22 protein-coding genes and 1 pseudogene are annotated in these 22,389 nt (G+C 66.3%); 16 read left to right on the top strand and 7 right to left on the bottom strand.

Features of this window, described 5'->3' with window-relative positions; all coding sequences use genetic code 11:
- Nucleotides 1-4: 4 nt before the first annotated feature.
- The 5 genes from AB1446_09745 to AB1446_09725 all read right to left on the bottom strand — a co-directional run bounded on the left by AB1446_09745 (nucleotide 5) and on the right by AB1446_09725 (nucleotide 7,467).
- A complete protein-coding gene (locus tag AB1446_09745; GenBank protein ID MEW6547179.1) occupies nucleotides 5-1,054 on the bottom strand; it encodes a hypothetical protein in 1,050 nt (349 codons plus the stop codon).
- A 46-nt stretch (nucleotides 1,055-1,100) separates the two neighbouring features.
- On the bottom strand, nucleotides 1,101-2,987 hold the full coding sequence (locus tag AB1446_09740) for a putative glycoside hydrolase (GenBank protein ID MEW6547178.1): 1,887 nt from the start codon (nucleotides 2,985-2,987) through the stop codon (nucleotides 1,101-1,103).
- Between the two features lie 322 nt (nucleotides 2,988-3,309).
- Entirely contained in the window at nucleotides 3,310-4,317 is a 1,008-nt protein-coding gene (locus AB1446_09735) for a glycosyltransferase (GenBank protein MEW6547177.1), read from the bottom strand.
- Nucleotides 4,318-4,469: 152 nt separating this feature from the next.
- Nucleotides 4,470-5,201 carry an ATP-binding protein gene (locus AB1446_09730; GenBank protein ID MEW6547176.1) on the bottom strand — a complete coding sequence of 244 codons (732 nt, stop codon included), beginning with the start codon at nucleotides 5,199-5,201 and terminating at the stop codon, nucleotides 4,470-4,472.
- A 37-nt stretch (nucleotides 5,202-5,238) separates the two neighbouring features.
- Nucleotides 5,239-7,467: a penicillin-binding protein 1A gene (locus tag AB1446_09725; GenBank protein MEW6547175.1), complete on the bottom strand. Its 2,229-nt coding sequence runs from the start codon at nucleotides 7,465-7,467 to the stop codon at nucleotides 5,239-5,241.
- Between the two features lie 194 nt (nucleotides 7,468-7,661).
- Between AB1446_09725 and tyrS the strand changes: the two genes are divergently transcribed.
- From tyrS to AB1446_09650, 15 genes are all read left to right on the top strand, one after another.
- On the top strand, nucleotides 7,662-8,963 hold the full coding sequence (gene tyrS / locus AB1446_09720) for a tyrosine--tRNA ligase (protein ID MEW6547174.1): 1,302 nt from the start codon (nucleotides 7,662-7,664) through the stop codon (nucleotides 8,961-8,963).
- A gap of 50 nt (nucleotides 8,964-9,013) precedes the next feature.
- Entirely contained in the window at nucleotides 9,014-9,742 is a 729-nt protein-coding gene (yunB, locus tag AB1446_09715; GenBank protein MEW6547173.1) for a sporulation protein YunB, read from the top strand.
- Between the two features lie 60 nt (nucleotides 9,743-9,802).
- Nucleotides 9,803-10,525, top strand: coding sequence for a HesA/MoeB/ThiF family protein (locus tag AB1446_09710; protein ID MEW6547172.1), 723 nt, complete (start codon nucleotides 9,803-9,805; stop codon nucleotides 10,523-10,525).
- 74 nt (nucleotides 10,526-10,599) lie between these two features.
- The gene (locus tag AB1446_09705; protein MEW6547171.1) at nucleotides 10,600-11,331 is read left to right on the top strand and encodes a HesA/MoeB/ThiF family protein; all 732 of its coding nucleotides are present in this window, start codon (nucleotides 10,600-10,602) and stop codon (nucleotides 11,329-11,331) included.
- Between the two features lie 2 nt (nucleotides 11,332-11,333).
- Nucleotides 11,334-11,489, top strand: a complete 156-nt coding sequence (locus AB1446_09700) for a hypothetical protein (GenBank protein ID MEW6547170.1) — start codon at nucleotides 11,334-11,336, stop codon at nucleotides 11,487-11,489.
- Nucleotides 11,490-11,507: 18 nt separating this feature from the next.
- Nucleotides 11,508-12,257: a YebC/PmpR family DNA-binding transcriptional regulator gene (locus AB1446_09695; GenBank protein MEW6547169.1), complete on the top strand. Its 750-nt coding sequence runs from the start codon at nucleotides 11,508-11,510 to the stop codon at nucleotides 12,255-12,257.
- A 97-nt stretch (nucleotides 12,258-12,354) separates the two neighbouring features.
- Nucleotides 12,355-12,879, top strand: coding sequence for a BofC C-terminal domain-containing protein (locus AB1446_09690; GenBank protein ID MEW6547168.1), 525 nt, complete (start codon nucleotides 12,355-12,357; stop codon nucleotides 12,877-12,879).
- A gap of 65 nt (nucleotides 12,880-12,944) precedes the next feature.
- The gene (gene ruvC, locus AB1446_09685; GenBank protein MEW6547167.1) at nucleotides 12,945-13,445 is read left to right on the top strand and encodes a crossover junction endodeoxyribonuclease RuvC; all 501 of its coding nucleotides are present in this window, start codon (nucleotides 12,945-12,947) and stop codon (nucleotides 13,443-13,445) included.
- Nucleotides 13,442-14,131, top strand: a complete 690-nt coding sequence (gene ruvA, locus AB1446_09680; GenBank protein MEW6547166.1) for a Holliday junction branch migration protein RuvA — start codon at nucleotides 13,442-13,444, stop codon at nucleotides 14,129-14,131. Before ruvC ends, ruvA begins: the two co-directional genes overlap by 4 nt.
- A 19-nt stretch (nucleotides 14,132-14,150) precedes the next feature.
- Nucleotides 14,151-15,191, top strand: coding sequence for a Holliday junction branch migration DNA helicase RuvB (gene ruvB, locus AB1446_09675; protein MEW6547165.1), 1,041 nt, complete (start codon nucleotides 14,151-14,153; stop codon nucleotides 15,189-15,191).
- A gap of 8 nt (nucleotides 15,192-15,199) precedes the next feature.
- Entirely contained in the window at nucleotides 15,200-15,754 is a 555-nt protein-coding gene (locus AB1446_09670; protein MEW6547164.1) for an epoxyqueuosine reductase QueH, read from the top strand.
- A 4-nt stretch (nucleotides 15,755-15,758) separates the two neighbouring features.
- Nucleotides 15,759-15,974 carry a DUF2905 domain-containing protein gene (locus tag AB1446_09665; GenBank protein MEW6547163.1) on the top strand — a complete coding sequence of 72 codons (216 nt, stop codon included), beginning with the start codon at nucleotides 15,759-15,761 and terminating at the stop codon, nucleotides 15,972-15,974.
- A gap of 49 nt (nucleotides 15,975-16,023) precedes the next feature.
- Nucleotides 16,024-16,743, top strand: coding sequence for an RNA polymerase sigma-I factor (gene sigI / locus AB1446_09660; GenBank protein MEW6547162.1), 720 nt, complete (start codon nucleotides 16,024-16,026; stop codon nucleotides 16,741-16,743).
- A 20-nt stretch (nucleotides 16,744-16,763) separates the two neighbouring features.
- Entirely contained in the window at nucleotides 16,764-17,954 is a 1,191-nt protein-coding gene (locus tag AB1446_09655) for an anti-sigma factor domain-containing protein (protein ID MEW6547161.1), read from the top strand.
- Nucleotides 17,955-17,978: 24 nt separating this feature from the next.
- Complete coding sequence (locus tag AB1446_09650) at nucleotides 17,979-18,623, top strand: L,D-transpeptidase (protein MEW6547160.1); 645 nt, start codon at nucleotides 17,979-17,981, stop codon at nucleotides 18,621-18,623.
- Here AB1446_09650 and AB1446_09645 read toward each other — a convergent pair.
- Nucleotides 18,613-19,821: a 2-hydroxyacyl-CoA dehydratase family protein gene (locus AB1446_09645; GenBank protein MEW6547159.1), complete on the bottom strand. Its 1,209-nt coding sequence runs from the start codon at nucleotides 19,819-19,821 to the stop codon at nucleotides 18,613-18,615. The genes AB1446_09650 and AB1446_09645 overlap by 11 nt on opposite strands.
- Nucleotides 19,822-19,833: 12 nt before the next feature.
- Nucleotides 19,834-20,886 (bottom strand): 2-hydroxyacyl-CoA dehydratase family protein, encoded by a 1,053-nt coding sequence (locus AB1446_09640; GenBank protein ID MEW6547158.1) that lies wholly within the window; start codon nucleotides 20,884-20,886, stop codon nucleotides 19,834-19,836.
- On the opposite strand from AB1446_09640, the pseudogene AB1446_09635 reads away from it, so the two are divergent.
- Nucleotides 20,885-22,219, top strand: a pseudogene (locus AB1446_09635) (SpoIID/LytB domain-containing protein). The gene AB1446_09640 and the pseudogene AB1446_09635 overlap by 2 nt on opposite strands.
- Nucleotides 22,220-22,389 lie beyond the last annotated feature (170 nt).

The following is a 22,389-nucleotide window of genomic DNA, read 5'->3' as shown; positions in this document are numbered from 1 at the left end:
GGGGTCAGCGTTGGTCCTCGGCCACCTTACCGGTCCTGAGATCCCACGTCCATTCCCCGGCTTCCGGGGGGGCCGTGCCGGGAAGGTTCTCGACTCGGAACAACAGAGTGTGCCCGTCTTTCCAGCCCCTGATGGACACCCGGTACCCGGAGGGAGGGAACTGGTTGCGGCCGGGGAATGGTATACGGGCACGCCGGGGGACGGCGTACGCGTACAGGGAACTGCCTCCGGCGGGCGAGAGCACCTGCACGACCAGGTAATCGTCCTGCGGAGCCCACGACACGGCCTGGATGCTGCCTTCAAAGTACAGGTCCAGGGGAACGGGCCGGGGTTCCCGCACGGTGAGGTACCCCACCAGGGGATGGAGCCCCATCGTGGCCCAGGCCACCCGCGTGCCACCCGGCGACAGGGCGCAGGGTCCGAAACTGTCCTTTCCCACCCCGAATTCGGTATCACTTCCCTGGGGTCGGAAGGTGTCCGGCAACTGGGCGAGTTCGAGCAGCTTGATTTTCTGGCCCGTCCCCCCGGTCAGGTACAGGGTGGGACCTTCTGCCACCAGGCTGAACCGGGAGGGCAGCTTGGCCTCGGCTTCGCGGCGCACTCCCTCGAGGAAGTTGAGCAGGTTCGTTAAAGGCTCGGGGATGGGGGCCACACTACCCACCGTGACCCGATACCGCCGGCCGGAGGCCCGCACTTCCACGGTGCGGAACAGTTCGTCGGCTGGTGCGGGTTGACTTGTGAACCGGTCGGGAAGGTGGGGCCAGTCCACCTCGTGGGCCAGACGGGTCAGGGCGGCGGCCTGCTGAGGAGAAAGACGGCCCGATGTGTGCCGCGAGGGATCTTTGGCGTCCCGGTACGTCCATTCTCCAGAGGCATCCAGTTCCAGAGTTAGGTCGAACCCGGCAAATCCGCCCTGGACGTGGTAGGTGTAGCCGGTCGGGTGGAGGGGGGGTTCCGGCCACAGCACGTAGGCCACGGCCAGGGCAGTTCCCAGCAAACCCAGCGCAAGGACCAACCAGGAGCGCCCCATACCGGTCATCCCCTCCGGTACCATATGATTCCCTTCCTGCCATCATCTTACCTTATCAGCCCTGGGCCCGTCACCTCTCCCCGGAGGGTGTTACCCTCCCATCCCATTCGGGGTGGAGTCGTTCGGCCAGGGCGGGTGGAAAGCTGAGGCGCCCGGGATCACCGTCGGAGACGTATCGTTCCCCGGGGTGGCTGGCGAGGAACGACAGCCACTTGTCGAGCTCCTCCGCGAAAACTTGCACCCGGGGGATGGCATCGGGCCGGAAGGACCGGGCAGCTGGCGAGGGGGCCGGTTCTGCACCCACCACCATGACGCCCAGGTGGCGATAGGCGGCTCCCTTATACTCTCCGGCCAGCAGCAAGTTGCGTTGCGCGGGTGCTTCACCGAAGGGCAGGGCGAGGGAGGTCATCAGGTAACCGGGCAAAACCTCCTGCACCCGGGCCTGGGGAAGGGCCAACTCCCGCTGGATCTCGTCCGGGCCGAGGTTCTTCAGGCTGGCGTGGCTCATGGTGTGGTTGCCGATTTCCATCCCCATCTCGTGCAGGAAGACGAGCTTCTCCCTCCAGCAGTCCGCCTGTCCGAAAGGAGTGGGGAAGAGGACGTAGAAGGTGGCCGCCCGGCCGAAGTCGGGGTGCTGCGCGCAAAAGTCGAGCAAAACCCCTACCGCGCAGTCGGGGTCGATGTAACGATCGCCCACCTTAAGCGGGCGAGGGAGGGGGCCGTCGCGGCGGGGTGACGGAGGCGGCTCCTGCCCGGGGTCCAGGAGCCTGAACTGGCCGGGAGAGGAGTCGTCGAAGGTGAGGATTACGGGGGAAAAGCCGGCGGGAACGGAGATCCTGCCCTGCAGGTAATCGGTGAGGCCGATCAACCGGTACCCTTCGCGATATAGGCGTTCCAGATCGGCCCGGAAGTTCTGGGGAGTCCGGGTCCAGCGACCCTCCTGGGGACCGATGTGGTGGTATTCCAGGATGAGTACCCTTCCCAGTTCGTTGGCTGGGGCCTGTGGGGCCTGGGCGGCCCGGTAATCCACCCCCGCAGTGTAGACATTCTCGGGATTCCACAACAACCACTGGTCGATTCCCTCTTCGTGGGCGGCCCGGATCTGTGCTTCCACTTCCGCCCGGCCGTAGGGAATGCGGAGGCTGAAGTCCTGGAGCCAGGGCCGGATCATGGCCCGTGTACCCCGCGCCTTGGCCTTGGCATCCTGGAGGGCCCGTTTCACCACCTGGTAGGGATCGGCCTCGGGAACCGGCAGGCCGTATATCCCGGGGTTGTAGTAGTGAGAGGGGTAGACCATGGGGGAGATGTAGTCCACCACCTGGCAGATGGCGGAGAAGTCCTGGCCGATGCCCATGTCGTCTGCCGCGGTGGTGGCAAGACCGAATACGTCGGCGGAGAGGAAGGCCTTTCCCGCCAGCCTCTCGCGGGCCAGCCGCAGGAAGGCAAGGATGGCCTCCGTGCGGGTGAGACCCTCGGGGTTATCCAGCACTGCCGTCCTGGCTACCCGCTGGGGGTTGTCCGGGAAACGCACGTAGTCGAACTGCACTTCGTCGAAGCCCAGCTTCACCGCCTGTTCGGCTAGATCCACGTTATATTCCCACACGTCCCGTGAGTACGGGTTAAGCCAGTACCACCCGTGTTGATCACGCCAGGGTTTCCCTTGCTGATCCCGAATGGCCCACTCGGGCCGGGCGTTGACCAGCACGGGATCCTGGAAAACCACTATGCGAGCGATGAGGTATATCCCCTGGGATTTGAGGTGTCGGACCAGGGCGGGCAGATCGTCGATGCGGGGGCGGACGGCCTTGATTTCGCTGAGGAGGGGGACAGGTAGCGGGTAGGGAACGGTGCCTGAGTTGTCCTTAAGGTCGATTACCATGGCGTTCAGCCCCGAGCCCTTGATGTGGGCCGTGAGTTGTTCGAGCCGCCCCGGCATGCCCGCTACGTGCGAGGTCACATAGATGCCCCTCGCCCGCACCGGTACGGGTGGCCCCTCCATGCCCGGCGCGGCGTTTCCCTGCTCTTGTCCGCGCTCACCACCTGCGGAGCCGGGCTGCCCGCCTCCAGCGCCGGATCCCCCGGTGCTCGATCCGTCCTGGGAGGTGCTGGTGGCGTTTGCAGGCGAGTGTGCCGCCGGAGGAGACCCGGGAGGAAGCAATTGCCACGCCTGGGTCACGGAGATGGCCATGAGCACGACGGTGAGGAGGAACAGGCCAGCGTGCAGTGCGCGGCGCCGAGGTGATAGCAAGGTCGGGACTCCCTTCCTGGATTCTCGCCATTTATTGACGTCCCGCGGGGCTGTTTCGTTTCGTCGCGTGCGAGGTCCCTGTATCACCCGGTGCGCGCACGGGGAGGACGCGTCCCCCGCCGAGGACGCGGAAGGTGGTTCCCGCCCAGGTGACCCGGCGCACCAGGAGGGGAGCCGGCCACAGTACCGCGGCCACCAGATCCGCGAGGGGCGCCAGCACGGCCACCCAGGGATCGGGGGCACGTGCATACCGGGCCGGAAGAGACGCCGACCACACGCGGGCCACAGCCGCTGCCACCAGGGGCACCCAGGCGCAGAGGGGGTTTGCTCCCCGGGCTTGCATCCACAGGCCCCAGATGAGGCCGGCAGTCACCCAGTGGGTGAGATACGACAGGGTGTAAGCGAGAGGGGTGTGGTGGCGCAGGGTGAGGAGCCAGCGCAGGAAGGTGGACAGAGCCTCTCCCCAGCCCCGGTTCCCGCTCGCCACCCGGACCCAACCGCAAGGGATGGCCCGGTACCCCGCGGTCTGTACCAGGTCCCCCAGACGGGCATCGTCTGCCAGGTAGCCAGCGAGGGCCGCCACGCCGCCTATCTCCTCCAGCACTTGCCGGGGGATGACCACCAGGGCTCCGGTGACCGGTCGTCGCCGGGCGTACCTGGCGATGGGGAGCAGGAAGGCACCCACCTGGGCGTTTGCCCAGGCCTGAAGGAGGAGGGGACCTCCCGATCGCGCCCCCGTCCAGCAAGGTAGCGCGTAGGAGAGTCCCGCCTCCGGTTGGGACAAGGCCTGTACGAGTTCGCGCAGGAGGGTGGATGGCACTTCCACGTCGGCGTCGCAGAAGACGAGGATGCGGTGACGAGCCCGCTTGACCCCGGTCCAGAGGTTGCGCACCTTGTCCGTAGCGCTCGCGGGCGGCCCGCCGCTGGCATCGGGCTCGGCCGCGGCCGGATAGCCCGCCGCGGGTGCGGGGTTGTCGGGCGGCAGTAGGGCACTGGCGACGATCACTTCCAGGGGCCCCGGGTATTGCTGCCGCTTCATGCTCTGGACCGCAGGCAGTTTCCCACGCCCGGCGGGGTCTGCCGAGCAGGGGGCCACCGGTATGATCACCGATACTCCCGGCCAGCCCTGCTTGTCCGCGGGATGCAATGTTCCCCCCGCCATCGCCTGCGAACCCGGAGGCGAGCCCCCGTTCAGCAACTGGCGACGGGCGCCGCCGAGCGCTCGGGGGCCACCAGGCGGGTATCTGCCGGGGGCAGGCTGACCTGTACGATGGTCCCCCTCTTGCCGCTGCGGATGCGGATGTTGCCGCCGTGCTGGCTGACGATATTGCGGCAGATGGTCAGTCCCAGCCCGGTCCCTCCTTCTTTGGTGGTCACGAAGGGTTGGAACAGCCTGCTCCTGATCTCGTGCGGGATCCCCGGCCCGTTATCCGCGACGGTGATGACGAGCCCGCGGGACGACGGCAGGCAACGCAGGCGCACCCAGACGGTGCCCCCGGAAGGCATAGCTTCCAGGGCGTTGAGCACGAGGTTCAGGATGACGTGGGTCATCTGACCGGCGTCGGCGCAGATCTCGGGGGCGCGGGCCAGCCCGGTGACGCGGATCTCCACACCGCGGGCAAGGGCCGTGGCCTGGATCAGGCTGATGGCATTCTTGACGATCTCGTCGGCCCGGCACAGTCGCCAGTTGGGTCGTTGGGAGCGGGCCAGGAACAGAAGTCCCTGGACGAGGTGGTCAATGTGTTCCAGTTGACTCCTCACCTTCTGGCAAATGTCCCGGCACCTTACATCATGGATCTGGTTGTGCAGGAGTTGTATGTAACCGTCCGCGACGGCGAGGGGCCCCTTTATTTCATGTACCAGAGTAGCAGCAAGTTCCCCCACGGTAGCCAGAGCAGAGATCTTGGGATCGCTTACACTCATGGCGTAGCATCTCCCTGCGGGAACGCGCGGAAAGCCTTCACGGAGGAGAAGCCGGAGGAGGAAGAACGGAAGGACGGCTTCCGGGAAGGACTGGTCCACCGGAAGCATGAACCCCGCAGTACTCCCGGGGCGCCTCTTCTGCGGCGTCGAGTGGCACTCTTCCCTTGGGATCGGCGGGGTAGACCTGGGGGCGCCGGATCATCACCTTCTCCTGCGGGTTGGGGCAGAACGGGGTGGCCAGCAAGCCACTTTCGGGGCAAATCGTGACCAGTACGTGCACATCACAAATGCCCGTGGGCTCTGTACCCCGGTGGAAGAGCTCTTGGGTCACCTGGTCGTCGGGGCAAAGGGGCGAAGGCAGCTTGCCCGATTTGTTGCATACGGGAAGGGATACCAGGCCTGCGGGCTTTTCCCAATCGAGGGGGGGCAGGTTCCGGGTGGCCTCGGTCATGACTTCCTTCCAGATGCGGGCGGGGTACCCGCCCCCGGTGGTGCCCGGAGGCATGGTTTTGTCCTCGTCATAACCCATCCACACCGCGGTCACGAGTTGGGGCGTGTACCCGACGAACCAGGCATCCCGCCAGTCGCTGGTCGTTCCCGTCTTGCCCGCGGCTGGCCGTCCGATGGCCGCCGCCCGGCCCGTTCCCCACGGTTTGGTCATCACCCCCTTCAGGCAGTCGGTCATCATGTACGCCGTTTCCCGGGAGATCACCACCTGACGCTGGGGCTGGGACTGCTCGAGCACGTTGCCATCCCTGTCCACGACCTTGAGCACGGCCAGGGGCTGCACCCTTACCCCTCCGTTGGCGAAGGCGGCGAATGCCACGGCCATGTCCAGCGGCCGCACTCCTTCCGTCACCCCGCCCAGGGCCGTGGCCAGGCCCATGTCATTGTGTTTGCCGGAGGTGACCAGGGTGGTGATCCCCAGCCTCTGGGCCATCTCCACTCCTGCCCTAACACCGATGGCGTCGAGTACCTTCACCGCGGGCACGTTGCGGGACTCTTCCAGCGCCCGCCGCACGGTCATGAGCCCCTCAAACTTGGAGTCGTAGTTGTTGGGTCGAAAGAAGCCGTCTGGAGAGTACGGGTCCGGCCAGGCGGCGGGGGCATCGTCCACCAGCATCCCCGTTCCCCAGCCGGCCTCGAAGGCGGCGGCATAATCGATGATGGGCTTGAACGCCGAACCGGGCTGTCTCTTGGCCAGGATGCGGTTAAATGCGCGTAGCTTACGATGGTCGCGGCCGCCCACGATGGCCCGCAAGTACCCCGTTTCCGTATCCATGACCACCACGGCCGCTTGGACCGAGGGCTGGTCTTCCTTGAGAGGGAAGGGGCGGTCCAGCAGCTTGACGGCCTGCTCGGCTGCCTTCTGGATACGGGTGTCCAGGGTGGTGTACACTTTGAGGCCACCGTGGAACACCAGATCGGCCGGGTAGCGGGCCAGCAGGTATTCCAGCACGTAGTCTACGAACCAGGGAGCCGGGTACGCCTGGGCGTTAGCCAGACCCACCAGCTTGATGGGCTGGGCGGCCGCCTTGTCTGCCAGGGCGCGGTCGAGGAACCCGTACTTGACCATCTGGTCCAGTACCACCGACTGCATCTGCTTGGCCAGGGAGAAGTTCACGTAGGGAGAGTAAACACTGGGAGCTCTCGTGATGCCCGCCAGCATGGCTCCTTCTGCCACCGTGAGGTCACGGGCATCCTTCCCGAAGTAGAGCTGAGCGGCTGCCTGCACCCCGTAGACGCCGTGGCCGAGGAATATCTGGTTCAAATACATCTCCAGGATCTGGTCCTTGGTGTACTCCCGTTCCAGCATGACGGCCAGGATGGCCTCCTGGACTTTCCGGCTCAGCGTACGTTCCTGGGTCAGGAAGGCATTGCGGGCAAGTTGCTGAGTGATGGTGCTGCCGCCCTGGGCAATGCGGCCGGAAGCGATGTCCTCCCAGAGGGCGCGCGCGATGGCCCGGAAATCCACTCCCGCATGGTAGCGGAAGCGGGCATCCTCGGCGGCCAAGAAGGCCTCCTGCACGTGTTGCGGGATATCCTTGAGGTCCACGTAGATGCGCTTTTCCCGCCCCGGTATGGCTGTCACCAGGTTGCCGCTGGCGTCATAAATCAGGCTGGACAGGGCCGGATCCGGCTCCATGGCGGCCAGGACGGGCCGAACCCGGTAGATGCCGGCGGCCAGGAACCCGACCCCCACACCCAGGGTAAGGGCCAGGACGAGGATAAACAGGGCCACGCCTACCCTGACCACAGCACGCACGCAGCCATGCCTCCTTCCGGTACCTGTTCTTCGTCACCGGGTGGTCCGCCTCCTTCCGGGTTTTTTCCAGGTTTGATGCCATATTGATACACGTTTCACGTAAATGCCTCTGCAGTTACTATTCTCGCAACGGCACTGTTCGGGTGTCTTCTTGGTCCGCGGCGTACGCATCCCCTGGCCAGGGGGACAAGCACGTGGTACAATGGCGCGAGGTAGGGAACGGGGAGTGGGAAGGTTTGAGCGAGATCCGTGCGCAAATGGAGATGCTGTTACGGGGTACGGTGGGGGTGTGGTCGCCCGAGGAACTGGAGCACAAGCTCCAGGAGGCCCGGGAAACCGGGCGTCCTCTGCGGGTCAAGCTGGGGGCCGACCCCAGCGCCCCCGACATCCACCTGGGGCACGCGGTGGTGCTGCGGAAGCTGCGCCAGTTCCAGGATATGGGACACCTGGTGATGTTTATCATCGGGGATTTCACCGGGCGCATCGGGGATCCCTCCGGGCGGTCGGAGACCCGCAAGCCCCTCACCGAGGAGCAGGTGCGCGCCAACGCTCGCACCTACGAGGAACAGGTTTACCGCATCCTGGACCGGGAGCGTACCGAGATCCTCTTCAACTCCCACTGGCTGGGAAAGCTCAACTTCTACCAGGTGGTGGAACTCTGCTCCCGCTACACGGTGGCCCGCATGCTGGAGCGGGACGAGTTTGCCGCTCGCTTCCGGGAAGGTCGGCCCATCAGCGTACACGAGTTCCTCTACCCCCTGGCGCAGGCCTACGATTCCATTGCCACCCGTACCGACGTGGAACTGGGGGGAACTGACCAGACCTTCAACTTCCTGCTTACCCGGGAGGTGATGCGGGAATACGGCCTGGGGGCCCAGGTGGTGCTCACCATGCCCCTCCTGGTCGGGCTGGACGGGGTCCAGAAAATGTCCAAGTCCCTGGGCAATTACATCGGCATCACCGAACCTCCCGACCAGATGTACGGCAAGGTGATGTCGGTTCCCGACAGCCTGCTCCCTTCTTACTTTGAACTTTGCACCGATGTTCCCATGGCCGAGATCAGGGCTATGGCCCGCGACATGGAGGCAGGTCAACTAAATCCCCGCGAGGCCAAGATGCGCCTGGCCCGCGAAATCGTCACCATCTACCACGGGACCGGGGCGGCGGAGGCAGCCGAGGAGCGCTTCGTGCGTGTGTTCTCCCGCCGGGAGATCCCCGCCGACGTCCCCGAGAAGACCATTTCCCTCCGGGAGGCCGGGGTGCCTGAGATGCCCGGGTCCCTCCCCGACGCCCCCGTGCTGGTGTGGCTGCCCCGATTGCTGGTGCTGGCGGGACTGGCCTCTTCGCACAGCGAGGCCCGGCGCCTGATCGAGCAAGGGGGGGTACGCCTCAACGGGCTACAGGTGACAGACCCGCAAGCCTCCCTCGAAGCCCCCGACGGTAGCATCCTCCAGGTGGGCTGGCGACGATTCGTGCGGGTGCGCTGGACTCCGTAACGGCACCCGGGCCGCCGGCCCGGCATAAGCTGGCTGGCGAGGATGACAGCGTGAGTCTCCGGGGCTGGTGGTATCGTTCTCTCCTGTATCCCAAGTGGCGTCTGGCGGCCGGGATCCCGGGCGGAACGGGAAGAAGGGGGCGTGCTTCCCGGCGCAGCCGGGCCTGGTTTGGTATAGCGGGGAGCTTGCTGGTGGTCCTGGCCCTGGCTGGTTGGGTGGCCGCGCAGCGGGTGATGCCGTCCCTCTGGGCGCGCGCGGAAGGAGAGGCCGTCCTGCTGGCCAACCAGGCCGTCTACCGGGCCCTGGATCAGGCCATGGCGGAATTCTCGGACCAGACCCTTATCCGGGTACAACCCGGGGATCAGGGTCAGGTGCGGTATGTCCAACCCGATACCGCTCTGTTGCAGCGCATGGCGGCCCGGGTACTGGCCACCCTGCAGGAAGAGATGCGCCGCCAGGACCAGTGGTTGTTGCATATTCCGCTGGGGCAGGTGCTGGGAAACGGCCTTTGGGCGGGGTGGGGACCCCGCCTCCCGGTGCGCGTGGTCCCGGTGGGGACGGCGCGGGTGGACTTTCGGGACAGCTTCGAGGGGGCGGGGATCAACCAAACCCGGTATGCCCTGTACCTGCAGGTGATCCTGGGGGTAACGGTGGCAACGCCCTTCTGGAGTCGCTGGGTGGAAACCACCTGCTCGGTTCCCGTGGCCCAGGCCGTGATTGTCGGGGAAGTGCCGGCGGGAATGCTTTATGTCCCGCCCGTTCCGTCCGGAGTGCGTTGACAGGCCTGTTGCACATTGCTACGATAGAGCACGGCACGGACGTGCTGTCAGGAGGTAGGGATGCACGGATACCTCCGGCAGGCTTCAGCAGTGGTGGTAGGGGCCGGCGGCCTCGGTTCTGCTTCCAGTCTGTACCTGGCCCTGGCTGGTATCGGCAGGCTTGGGCTGGTGGATGGGGATGCTGTGGAGCTGTCCAACCTGCAGCGGCAGGTGATCCACTCCACACCCGACCTGGGACGACCCAAGGTGGAGTCGGCCGCCGATAAGCTGAGCAGCTTGCGACCCGATCTCCGGATCGATATCTACCCCGTGCGGCTGACGCGGGAAAACGCTCAATCTGTCCTGGCACCGTACGACGTGGTGGTCGATGCCTGTGACAACTTCGCCACCCGGTACCTCCTGAACGACGCCTGCTACCTGCTGGGGAAGCCCCTGTCTTACGGAGCGGTATTTCGTTTCGAAGGGCAGACCAGCCTCTTCTTCCCGGGACAGGGACCGTGCCTGCGCTGCCTGTTCCCGGAACCCCCGCCCCCGGGGTCGGTGCCCACCTGCCGGGAAGCGGGGGTATTCGGGCCGGTGCCGGGGCTGATCGGGTGCCTACAGGCGATGGACGTGGTCCGCTACCTCACGGGGGCAGGGGAAACGTACCGGGGCAGGCTGTTGCTTTACGATGCCCGCCTCATGACCTGGGACGAAGTGGCCCTGACCCGTGACCCCCGTTGCCCGGTATGTGGGGATGGACCCCGGATCACTGGGCTGGCGGATGACTACGGGGCCTTCTGAGGCTGCTGTGGTTTGGGGAGGCAGGAGCGGCGAGGGGGCGGGGGTCCACGGCAAAATGCGACCGGAGGATGTCAATGACCGGACAGCTCACCGCAGAAGACCTCAGGAGATACAGCCGGCACCTGCTTCTGCCCGGGTTCGGGGTGGAGGGCCAGGTGCGCCTCCTGCACGCTTCGGCCCTGTTGGTAGGTTTGGGTCGCCAGGGGATGGCCGCTTCCCTGTACCTGGCGGCGGCGGGCGTGGGCCGGTTGGGCCTGGTGGAACCGGAAGATGGGGAAGGGCTGGATTTTGTGCATTACTCGTCCTGCGGTGAGGAGTCGGCCCTGGCCGGGGCCGCCCCGCGGCGGCTGCAGGCGCTGAATCCGGCCGTCAGGGTCGAGGAGTACCTGCAGGCGAGCATGGCAGACCTGGTGGCCAGGTACGACGTAGTCGTGGGGTGCGTGCGCTCGGCCCGGTGGCGGCAGGAACTTAACCGGCTGTGCCTTGCCCAAGGGAAGCCCCTGGTGGGTGCGGCGGTACGGGGGTGGGAAGGCCATGCGTTCACCATGGTGCCCGGGGAAGGTCCATGCTGGAACTGCGTCTTCCCGGACGACTCCGACGGCGTGCTCACCGAGGGGCTGGGGTCTCTGGTGGCAGGGGCCGTGGGGATATTGCAGGCCACCGAAGCCATCAAGGTGCTGCTTGGCCTGGGAGAGCCGTTGTCACGACGGTACCTTTTCCTGGATGGAATGACCGGACGCTTCAGGCAGGTGAAGTGTCACGTTGATCCCGGGTGTCCCTACTGTTCCGGGCAAAAGGGGGAATGAACATGCAACGGGGATCGCGCTCCCGTCACCGGACCGGACGCGGTCGTGTGCGCCGGTGGCACGTGGTGCACAGAGCAGGGGGACAACTGGTGATCGTCCACTGGCTGGTGCGCAGCCGGTATGGCGTAGTGGGTGTCGTCCAGAAAGTAGATTACTGATGGCGGCGAGGTGAGGGCATGTCTGGTCACAGCAAGTGGGCCAACATCAAGCACACCAAGGCCAAGAAGGATGCCGAGCGAGGCAACCTGTTCTCCAAGCTGGCGCGGGAAATCATCGTGGCCGCGCGTCAGGGCGGCGGCAACGTGGACACCAACCCCCGGCTGCGGATGGCGGTGGAGAAGGCCCGCGACGCCAACATGCCTGCCGAGAACATCGCGCGGCTCATCAAGAGGGGAACCGGGGAACTCGAGGGTGTGAGCTATGAGGAACTGACCTACGAGGGTTACGGTCCCGGCGGTGTGGCCATCATGCTGGAGGTGGTCACCGATAACCGTAACCGCACCGCCAGCGAACTGCGCTATTTGTTTTCCCGCCACGGGGGAAGCCTGGGGGAAACCGGATGCGTGAGCTGGATGTTCCGCAAGCGGGGCTATATATCCCTGGATCGCAAGGTAGGAGACGAGGACGCCGTCCTCACGGTCGCCCTGGAAGCGGGGGCTGAGGATTTCCAGAGCGATGAGGAATCTTACGAGGTCATTACTGCTCCCGAGGACCTGGATCGGGTGAAGGCCGCCCTGGAAGAGAGCGGGATGCACCCGGAAGTCGCTGAGGTGACCATGGTGCCCCAGTCCACCGTGCGGGTGGCGGGCAAGGAGGCCGAGCAACTCCTGCGGCTCATGGATGCCCTCTCGGACCACGACGACGTACAGCGGGTTTTTTCCAACTTCGACATGGCAGCCGAGGAGATGCGCCGCCTGGCGGGTTGAAACGGCGGTGCACAAGCAGCGGCTCCCGCTGGTTGAACGGGCCCCTGCATAAAGAATGGTCCCCTGGGCAAGCTAGGTATGCCTGGGGGTTCTGGTTTTGTCCGGGGCGAGATGGTATTTGTTAGCTATCGTGGTGTTGGCCGTGGTGGTGGGCACGGTCCTGGTGTTCTTACCGTCTTTCCGGGAGCACGACCGAGCCGTGCACCGCTCCCCCGTAGTTCTGGAAGGGGCCAGGGTGCTGTACCGGACCACTTACCTCCTGTGCGGATACCGGGAGGAAAAGGAGGAGCCCGTGTGGCCGGAACTGGTGGGTTGCACGGAGCAAGAGTTCATGACGCGCCACCCGGGCTGGACGTTGGTGTCCTTCGGCCCCACCCGGATAGAGCTGGAGCGGCAGGTTGATGCTGTCTGCCCGGAGATGGTCAGGTACCGGTTCCTGACCATCTCTGACGGCAAGGTGGCCGTCTATTACGGACGCAGCCGGGATCACCTGCTGCTCAAGGAGTTGACTACCGTGCGCTCCGAAAGCCTCCTGCCCGAGGACCGCCAGTTGCTCCAGCAGGGGATGGTGATGGAGGGAGACGATCAGGTGGCCCGCTTCCTGGAAGGGCTGGGAGACTGAAGCCCGCATGCTGCGGGGCAGGATTGGGCGCGCTTACCGTCGAAACCCGCCAAAGGGGATTGCTTTTGCGGGTGCTGGGGATTGACCCGGGCACGGCTGCCCTGGGGTATGGTGTGGTGGAAGAGCGAGGAGGAGCCCCGGTGTGTGCGGGGTATGGTTGCCTGCGCACTCCCGCCGGGATGCCTTTGCCGGAGCGGCTGCTCAGCCTTTACCGGGACCTGCGACAGGTGGTCAGGGAATATGCCCCCACCGCAGTGGCGGTAGAGGAGATATTCTTCTGCCGCAACCAGCTCACTGCCTTCGCGGTGGGACAGGCCCGTGCCGTAGCCCTGCTGGCGGCGGCCGAGGCCGGGCTGCCTGTATACGAATACTCCCCCCTCCAGGTGAAGATGGCGGTGGTGGGGTATGGCAAGGCCACCAAAAGCCAGGTGCAGGACATGGTGGCCCGTACCCTGCGCCTGGAGTCACACCCCCGTCCTCAGGACGCCGCCGACGCCCTGGGGGTGGCCCTGTGCTGCTTGCTTTGCCGGCAGACCCTTTCCCGGGTGGAGGTCGGGGGGCAGTGATCTCCTACCTGAAGGGACGCCTGGTGGAAGCCGGCTCAGGCCGCGCGGTGGTAGAGGTGGGGGGGGTGGGGCTCGAGGTAAGGGTGCCCGCCGGGACGGTGCAGGCCCTTCCGTCTCCAGGCGAGATGGTAACGCTGTACACCCAGCTGCTCGTGAGAGAGGACGACGTATCTCTGTACGGGTTCTCAACCACGGCCGAGCGCGAGTTGTTCCGCACCCTGCAAGGGGTATCCGGTGTGGGGCCCCGGCTGGCCCTGGCCATTGTGTCGGGGTGCCCTCCCGCGCGGTTCTGGCAGGCCGTGCTCCGCCAGGATGCCTCCCTGCTGGGGGGTATCCCGGGGGTGGGCAGGAAGACGGTGGGGCGGCTGCTGGTGGAGTTGAGGGATCGGGTGCCGGTCCAGGTGGCCACCCAAGCGGCGGTGTCGTCCGCGGCACAGGGGGCCGGGGCAGCCCTGGCAACCCGCGGGCACCTTGCCGCGGCAGGGCAGGCAGCGGGCCGGGCAACGGAGGCCGGGTCCGTGCGGGATCAGGCCCGCGACGCCCTTTCTGCCCTGGGATATTCCCATCGGGAGACCGCCGAGGCGATAGCTGCAGCCCTGGAAACCCTGGGCGAGGAAGCCACCGCTGACGACGTTATCGTGGCCGCCCTGCGGTGGCTGGGCCGCCAGGCGCCCGAGACCCGCTGAATATGGGAGTGAGTGACGGTTGCCCGAGGATGCTTATCCCGCTCGCCTGGTGAGTGCGAGGGTGCGGGAGGAAGAACGATTATTCGAACAGAGCCTGCGCCCTCGCACCCTGGCTGAGTTCGTGGGGCAGGAAAGCGTGAAGGAGCGCCTGGCTATCTTCCTGGAAGCGTCGCGAGCCCGGGGTGAGCAGCTTGACCACGTACTGCTTTACGGACCCCCGGGTCTGGGCAAGACCACGCTGGCATATATCCTGGCCGCCGAAATGGGAGTGGGCATCAGGGCGACGTCGGGACCCGCGATCGAGCGGGCGGGGGACATGGTGGCCATCCTGACCAACCTGCAGGAAAAGGAGATCCTCTTCATAGACGAAATCCACCGCCTCAACCGCAAGGCGGAAGAAACCCTGTATCCGGCCGTGGAAGATTTCGTGTTCGACTGGGTGTCGGGTAAGGGTCCCACTGCCCGCACCAACCGCATCCGGCTGAATCGCTTCACCCTGGTGGGGGCCACCACCCGGGCGGGCCTGCTCACCTCGCCCCTGCGGGACCGATTCGGCATCATCGTGCACCTGGACTTCTATCGTCCCCGGGAACTCACCCAGATCGTCTTGAGAGCCGCGTCCATCCTGGGAGTGGAGATCGAAGAGGAAGCCGCCCGCGAGGTGGCCAGGCGGTCGCGCGGCACCCCGCGGGTAGCCAACCGGCTCCTGCGCCGGCTGCGGGATTACGCCCAGGTCCGGGCCGACGGAGTAATTACCCTGCGGGTGGCCCGCGAGGGTTTGGAGCTTCTCGAGGTGGACGAGGCCGGGCTCGATCGGGTTGACCAGGACATGTTGCGGACCATAATCTCTAAGTACGGAGGAGGTCCGGTGGGCCTGGCGACGCTGGCGGCGGCAATTGGGGAAGAGCCGGACACCATCGAGGAGGTGTACGAGCCCTATCTCCTTCAGGCGGGTTTCCTGCAGCGCACTCCGCGGGGGCGCATGGTGACTCCTCTGGCATACCGCCACCTGGGGATGGAGCCCCCAGGTGGGCAGTTGGATTTCTTCTCGGAAAGGTGACGCACGCGATGCGCCTGCTTCTGCACACCTGCTGCGGTCCCTGCAGCATTTATCCCCTCGATGTGCTCAGGGAGGAAGGGCACGAGGTGAGCGCCTGCTACTGCAATCCCAACATCCACCCCTACAGAGAATGGGAGAAGCGCCTGGATACCCTGCGGGAGTATCTGGCAACAGTGGGCGTGGATCTCCGGGTCGACGACCGTTACGACCTGAAGCAATACCTGGAAGCCGTGTTGCCCTATGCCTATGATCCCGCCCGGCGCTGTCCCACCTGCTACCGGATCAGGCTGGACGAGGTGGCTCGCCGGGCTGCGTGCGAGGGGTACGACGCCTTTTCCACCACCCTGCTGGTGAGTCCTTACCAGAACCACGAGGGGGTGGCCCGGGTGGGCCGGGAGGTGGCGGACACCCTGGGCATCCCCTTCTACTACCGCGATTTTCGCTCCGGCTGGAAAGAGGCCGTGCGCCGGTCTCGCGAGCTGGGCATGTACCGGCAGGGTTACTGCGGGTGCGTGTTCAGTGAGCGAGAGAGATACTACAGGGGCGGGCAGAAGGGGGGTTAAGGTTTTGGAATACTTCGGGCGCATGCTGCTCGTCTTCGGACTGGTGCTGGTGGGCCTCGGGCTCATCATCACCTTCGGGACCCGTATCCTGCCCCTGGGCAGGCTGCCGGGTGACATTATAATCCGGCGTGATGGGTTCACCCTCTACTTTCCCCTGATGACCAGCATCTTGCTCAGCCTTCTCCTCACCCTGCTGGGTTTTTTGTTCTGGCGTCGGTAGCTCGTGTGGACGCAATCGGGGCACATGTCTCGAAAGGATGTGGTAGGAGGTGCGTCCCAGCCCTGACCACCTGGTGGCGCGTGCTCAGGCCGGGGACTCGGGTGCCCGGGAACTCCTCCTGCGGGACTACCGGCCCTTCGTACTGCGCGTGGCGGCCCGGGTGCGGGGAAGGTTCGTGACGGGTTCCAGCGACGAGGCGTCCGTAGCCCTGGTGGCCTTCAACGAGGCCATCGACAGCTATCGACCCGATCACGGGGTGGGGTTCCTCAGTTTCTGTGAGATGGTGATCAGGCGCCGGCTGATTGACCACTACCGGCGCCAGGTGCGGGGGGCCCGGGAGATCCCGCTCTCGGCCCTGGAGGAAGAAGACGAAGAGGGGAGCACCTATTCGCTCGCAGAGGTGGAGGCAGCGCGGGCGGCGCACCAGGCCTACGTGGAGAGCTGGGAGAGGCGGGAAGAGGTGGCGCGGTTCGGGGCGAGGCTGAAAGAGTTGGGGTTGAGCCTGGCGGATTTGGTCCGGCTTTCCCCCCGGCACCGGGACGCCCGTCAGCGGGCCCTCCGGGCGGCCCAGTACCTCGCCGCGCATCCTCTCCTGGGCCGGCAGGTGCTGGCCCGGGGCGAGTTGCCGGTACGGGAACTGGAGGCGAACCTGGGGCTGGGACGCAAGATGCTGGAACGCAACCGCAAGTATATCCTGGCCCTGACCGTGGTGTTACTGGAAGATTTCCCTTACCTGCGGGATTACCTGCGGGACAGCCTGCGCCCGTGAGGAGCGAAGGGGATAGGGGAGTGAAACGGGGGGTCGTACTGGAGATACAGGGGGAGATGGCCATCGTGCTCACGCCCGATGGCCAGTTCCTGCGCGTGCGCGTTCCCCGGCGAGGATGGTGGCCCGGGGAAGAAGTGTCCTGGGGTCGGGAGCCGTCTGCCTACCTGCGGCCGGCCCTGGTCCTGGCCTGCGTGCTCCTTTTGCTCCTGGTTCCCGGCGGACTGGCCTACCAGCGTTACTGGGCCCTGGGCCCGGTGGTGGCATATGTGTCGGTGGACATCAACCCCAGCCTGGAACTTGGGATAGATGCCCGCGAGAGGGTGTGTGTGGCTCGCGCGCTCAATGCCGATGGGGAGAAAGTGCTGGCAGGGCTCCGCTACCGGCGCCGCAGCCTGGAGAAGGTGCTCTCGGACCTGACCCTGCGCGCAGTCGAGCATGGTTATTTGCGCAGCGGGGACTCGGGGGCGGTGCTGGTCACGGTCGTACCCGTAGGGGGCCCTTCCCTGCTGGCGGCACCCCAAGGCGAGGCAGCCCCCGGCGAACCTGTCGCCGGAAGGCCGGGCGCGGGGCCGGAGCAGCGCCCACCGGAATCGAGACTTTCTCCCACCGGAGCCAGGCAGCCGGTGGTGGATCCCGTCCGCGTGCGGGACGAGGCGGTGACGGTCGCCACCCGGGTGTTGCGGGAACGCGGGCTGCAGGTGGTGGTCAAGGGGCTGGCGGCAGCACCGGAAGTGCGGGAGGAAGCCATACGCCTGAACGTGTCGCCGGGTCGCCTGGCCCTTTACCTGGCCGCCCGGGAGGCGGGGATGGAAGTCACCCTGGAACAGTTGCGTGAGGGCCCGGTAGTTCAGGTGCTGCGCCAGGCCTGGGGACGCCAGGTGAAAGAGGGCAAATCCGGGGAGGAATCCGGAACCAGGCCAGACGAAAAACCGGGTGCCGCTTCCGGACGGGATGACCGCGGACAAGGGCGATCCCAACTGACACCGGCTGGACCCGGGGGCGTCGGGAGTCCCCCCGGGGGCAAGCTCACCCCGCCGGGCCATGCGGGGGCCGGGCCGGGACCGGCCGTTTCCCCGAGCGAACTGTTGGAGAAGGTGTGGGGGAAATCCGGGGTGGAAAAGGAGCTGCCCGGTCTCATGAAGAAGTTCCTCCCACCGGCTGGCAAGGACAAAGAAAAGCCGGCTGAGAAGGGCAAGACGGAGGGCAGGTAGACAGCCCGGAGCAAGGTGGGAGAGGTGCCAAGACAATTGGTATCCGTGTTCCTGGCGGTCCTGACCCTGGCCGCCTGGGTGGCCTGGGCGGCGGGGACCGGACCTGCGCTCTCTTTCCTGGACGGGCAGGGAGGGTTACCTGCGGGCGACGGGTCAGGAGGTCTCCCGGCCGGCGACGGTGAGGCCGGATCTGGGGGGAATGCTGATCCCGGCGGGGGTCAACCCGGGCCCGGGGCAGGGACTCACCTCGGTGACGATCCGGCCGGGGGAGGGGGCGTGGTTGACCCCGAGGGCGGGTGGATGGTGCTGGTGGACGTGGCCACCCAGAGGGTCCACGTGTACCGGGGGCAAGAGCTGGTGCGCACCATGGTGTGCTCCACCGGTACCGGGGACAAGCCCACCCCGCTGGGAGAGTTTAAGATCCAGCACCGGGGCGAATGGTTTTTCAGTGAGAAGTACAAGCAGGGGGGCAAGTGGTGGGTTTCCTTCCACAACTGGGGGGAGTATCTGTTCCACTCGGTGCCCATGGACCGGCAGGGGCGCATCCTGGAGGAGGAAGCGGCCCGCCTGGGACAACCAGCTTCCCACGGATGCGTACGCCTTTCCCTGGAAGATGCGGAGTGGTTTTACCGCCACATCCCGGCCGGTACTCCGGTGATCATCCGCTGAGCCTTTCCAGGAATGCTTCCACGCGGTTGCGGGTAGCCTCTTCCGCGTATGCGCGGGGGTCGGCCATGTCTGCCTCCACCATGAGCACGGGGATGCCGCGCGCCGTGAGCGCGCGCGCCAGGACGGGCTGAATGCCGGAATAGGGCTTGCATGAGCGGTTGTGGTGCATCACCACCGCGTCCACCCCGTACGTCCTCACCATTTCCTCGATCTGGTGGGCGCGGGTGCCCACGTCCTGGTTGAGGAAGACGGTAGTGTAAGCGCGCGCCAGGGCGGTGAGCGGATCGTCATCCCCCAGGCGTACGCTCCAGCCGGCTGTGTAGGTGTCTGCCACGAAGCAGGCACCCCGTTCCGTGAATGGCCGGAAGAAACGGTACAGCCGGTACCAGATGGCGATGTTGTCCCACACGAGGCGCAGCTTTTCGCCGGGTACGGCGGCTACCCCCTGCCGCACCCGTTCCTGCAGTTCTGCTCGCAGGGTGCGGTAGAACGCCACCGCCTGAGGGGTTCCCCGCACCGTGACCACGGGACCCATGGTTATGAAGAGGTCGGGGACGTTGAGGGGGGAGGGGCGGTAGCGGCCCATCTGCCGGATTTCTTCCCACAGGGAGGTGGCCTGGGCGGCCAGTGCCACTGTCCGGCGCAGGCGGTGGGGGTCGAGGCGCCGCCTGGTGACCTGCTCCAGCCACGCCACCAACTCGTCCAATTGCCGTCTCGCATAGGCAATCGCCCCGGCGTCGCTACCCCCGTAAAGGAAGGGAGTATCGAGCAAGAAGAGGGGGACGTCCAGCAGGCGGGCGAGTTCCTGGTACCACTTGACCACCGTGCCGCAGATGTTGTTGCACGCCACCAGCAGGTCGGGTCGGGGCAGCCCTCCCAGGGGAGCCGCGCGAGGCTCCAGTACCGATCCCAGGTGGATGCGGGCGTACGAGCACAGATCCTGGGAGTACCCGGCCGTCTCGGCGATCTGGCAGAGGGCAGCCCCCTGTTTGCGGGCGGCCACCAGGGCAGCGTAGTTTTCCGGATATACGCAGACGATGCCCATGGTGCGCAGGATCTCCACCGGGGCGCCGCTGGTGACCCACGCCAGGGGCGGCCGGTCGAGGGGGTGCAGCAGGGTGCGGTAGCGCGCCCCCAGGTAGTGCCGGGTGAGCAACCTGTTCATGGCAGGGAGGCAGCCCAGGTGCGGCACATCCATCGGTTCCACTCCCTACGGGGCGCCTGCCCCGTGTTCTGCGCCCACCATCTCCAGGAAGGCCTGCAGGCGGGTGAGTTCCCTTTCGCCCCCCACCGTCCCTCCCTCCGTCTCCAGCTCCAGTACGGGGATGCCGTGCCCGCGGAGCCCGGCCGAGACGGCGTGGTTTTCCCACCGGTGGGGTTCGCAGAATTTCTCCCGCAGGAGGATCACGCCCTGAGCGTGGCGCACGCGTGCCAGGCGGAGCAGGTGCTGCACCCGTTCCTCCAGGGACGGGTGGCGGCAGGGACAGGGAGGCATGTCCAGATACTGGCGCGCCAGCACCGTCCAGGGGTCGTCCCCGGGGACCGAATCCCCTTCTTCAGCCGGCGGCAGGGGACCGAGCCCTCGCTCTCCGGAACAGAGGTCGTCTCCCACCACCACTCCCCCCGACTCCCTAACTATTTCCAGAAGCCGGGGCGAAGACAGGATGCTCCCTGAAAGCACGATCCGGACGGTGCCCCCGTCGGCCGGTATGTGCTCCTGCCCGGGCGCCTGCAGCCGGTCGGGTTTTGGACGCTGCTCGTTATCGCACCACGGGGCGGTGAGCAGGTTCCACACGGTGGCCGGGTCGAGGGCCGCACGGTGCTCGAGCAAGTGGTGCAGTTGCCGCCGCCGTGCCCGTGCCCGGGATACCGCTCCGGCCAGGGCGGTCGCGTCCACGATGGCAGGCAGACGGGCACCAAGGTCCCGCATCGCTGCTGTGAGGTGGGCCAGGGCGGCGGCATCGCGGCGGGTGGGGAAGTGCAGGAGGAAAAGGGGTGGTTCTTTGACCGTGGCCTGCCACACCTGGGCCAGGGACTGCATGGCATCGCAGGCATGGGTGATGCCCACCCCGGCCAGGTGCCGGTATTCCCCGTTCAGGGCGCACGTAAGGTAGTGGCGAACGGGGGCGCACAGAAACGAGGGTAGCAGTCCCCCGGCGGGAGCAGGGCCCGCGGGCAACAGGCGCACCGGGTGGTAACCAGCCGCCATCGCCAGTTCCACCGGGAAATAGCTGCACAGGTACCCGAAGTCGTTCTGCTGCATGGATCCCACTCCTGCCCGCCATTACCCGCCAGAGTTTTTCGTTCCCCCTCTTCGTTCCCCGGAGTCCCACTTCCTGCACGCTCACCGTTTGTTCCCAGGGGCGAGCACGGCGGTGCCAGCGTCTCGCTTCTTAGCAGGGAGAGGATGTGGGGCGAAACCTGTCGAAGTACAGGCGGGGGCGGAAGCTGGAGGTGGATCGGGCACGATGCGGCGGGCCGCAGCAGCGTTGGTAGCAACCCTTGTTCTTGTGCTGGCAGTTGTGGCGCCCCTGACCCATACGGGGGTATTGGCCCAGGACCGCATGTCCCGCACGGTGAGGGTAGCCCTGCTGGTAGCGCAGCCCCAGGTGCGGGTTACCGGGCGGGGGCAGCATGAACTCTGGAATCTGGCATCGGGAGGTTGCGTGGGGCGGACGGAGACGGGCTGGGTCTGGGAAATGACCCCGGTTCCCCAGGGGATCAGAGTCATGCTGTATCCCGTCAGGATACCCGCTCCTCCGGGCCAGAAGGACATACTGGGCGACCCGATCCCCATGGGGATATTCTCGGGACCCCTGCGCGTGAAGGTGGTGGGTGCTCCCCCCGTGGACCAGGCGTCGGTCTCCCTGGGAGGGGGTCCCGTGTCCCTCCCACCCGGAATGGGCCTGGAAAGGGGACCTGCCATCCCCGAAGCCGGATTTCTCTGGTGCAAGGGGTACCGCTACCGGGGAGAGATCGAGATTTACCGGGACGGTAACGGGCTGACGGCGGTCAATGTCCTCCCCCTGGAGGAATATCTGTACGGCGTGGTGGGGATAGAGATGTCTCCCTCCTGGCCCCTGGAGGCACTCAAAGCCCAGGCTGTTGCTGCCCGTACATATGCGGTGGGGCGTCTGGGGGGTAGCGGCCCCGGGTCCGGATACGACCTTCTGGATACTCCGGCGCACCAGGCTTACCGCGGGATAGGGGTGGAGGATCCCAATTCCAATGCCGCGGTGGATGCCACCCGCGGGCAGGTGCTCACGTACCAGGGTGGTCTGGCCCGCACGTTCTATCACGCCTCCTCGGGTGGCCATACCGAGAACGTGGAAAACGTTTGGGCGTTACCTATTCCCTACCTGCGCGGGGTCCCGGACTTTGACGAGGACTCTCCCTGGTCCCGCTGGGAAAAGGAAGTGAGCCTGGCCGAGATCAGCCAGGCCATGGCTGCGGCCGGTCACGACGTGGGGGAAGTGTACCGGGTAGAACCGGCCGGGCCGCGAGGCGTTTCGGGGCGGTGGACGAAACTGGCCGTGATAGGCTCGCGGGGCCAGGTGGTACTCCCCGCCAACACCTTTTACCTGCGCGTGGGGCTGCGGAGTGCCAAATTCGATATGGAACCCCGGGAGCCGGGCATGGCCGACTACGTGCGGCCGGCCCCCCTGAAAAACCAGGTGGCGGTGGTAGATTCCTCCGGCCGGGTGACGTCCCTGGACCTGGGGGCAGCGGTGGTGCTTACCCGCGCCGGACCGGTGGCGCTGAAGGA

The organism is Bacillota bacterium (assembly GCA_040757085.1).
Classification (GTDB): Bacteria; Bacillota; Sulfobacillia; order JACIYH01; family JACIYH01; genus JACIYH01.
The sequence above is the reverse complement of the archived record's forward strand: the minus strand, read 5'-3'. Positions and strand labels throughout refer to the sequence as shown.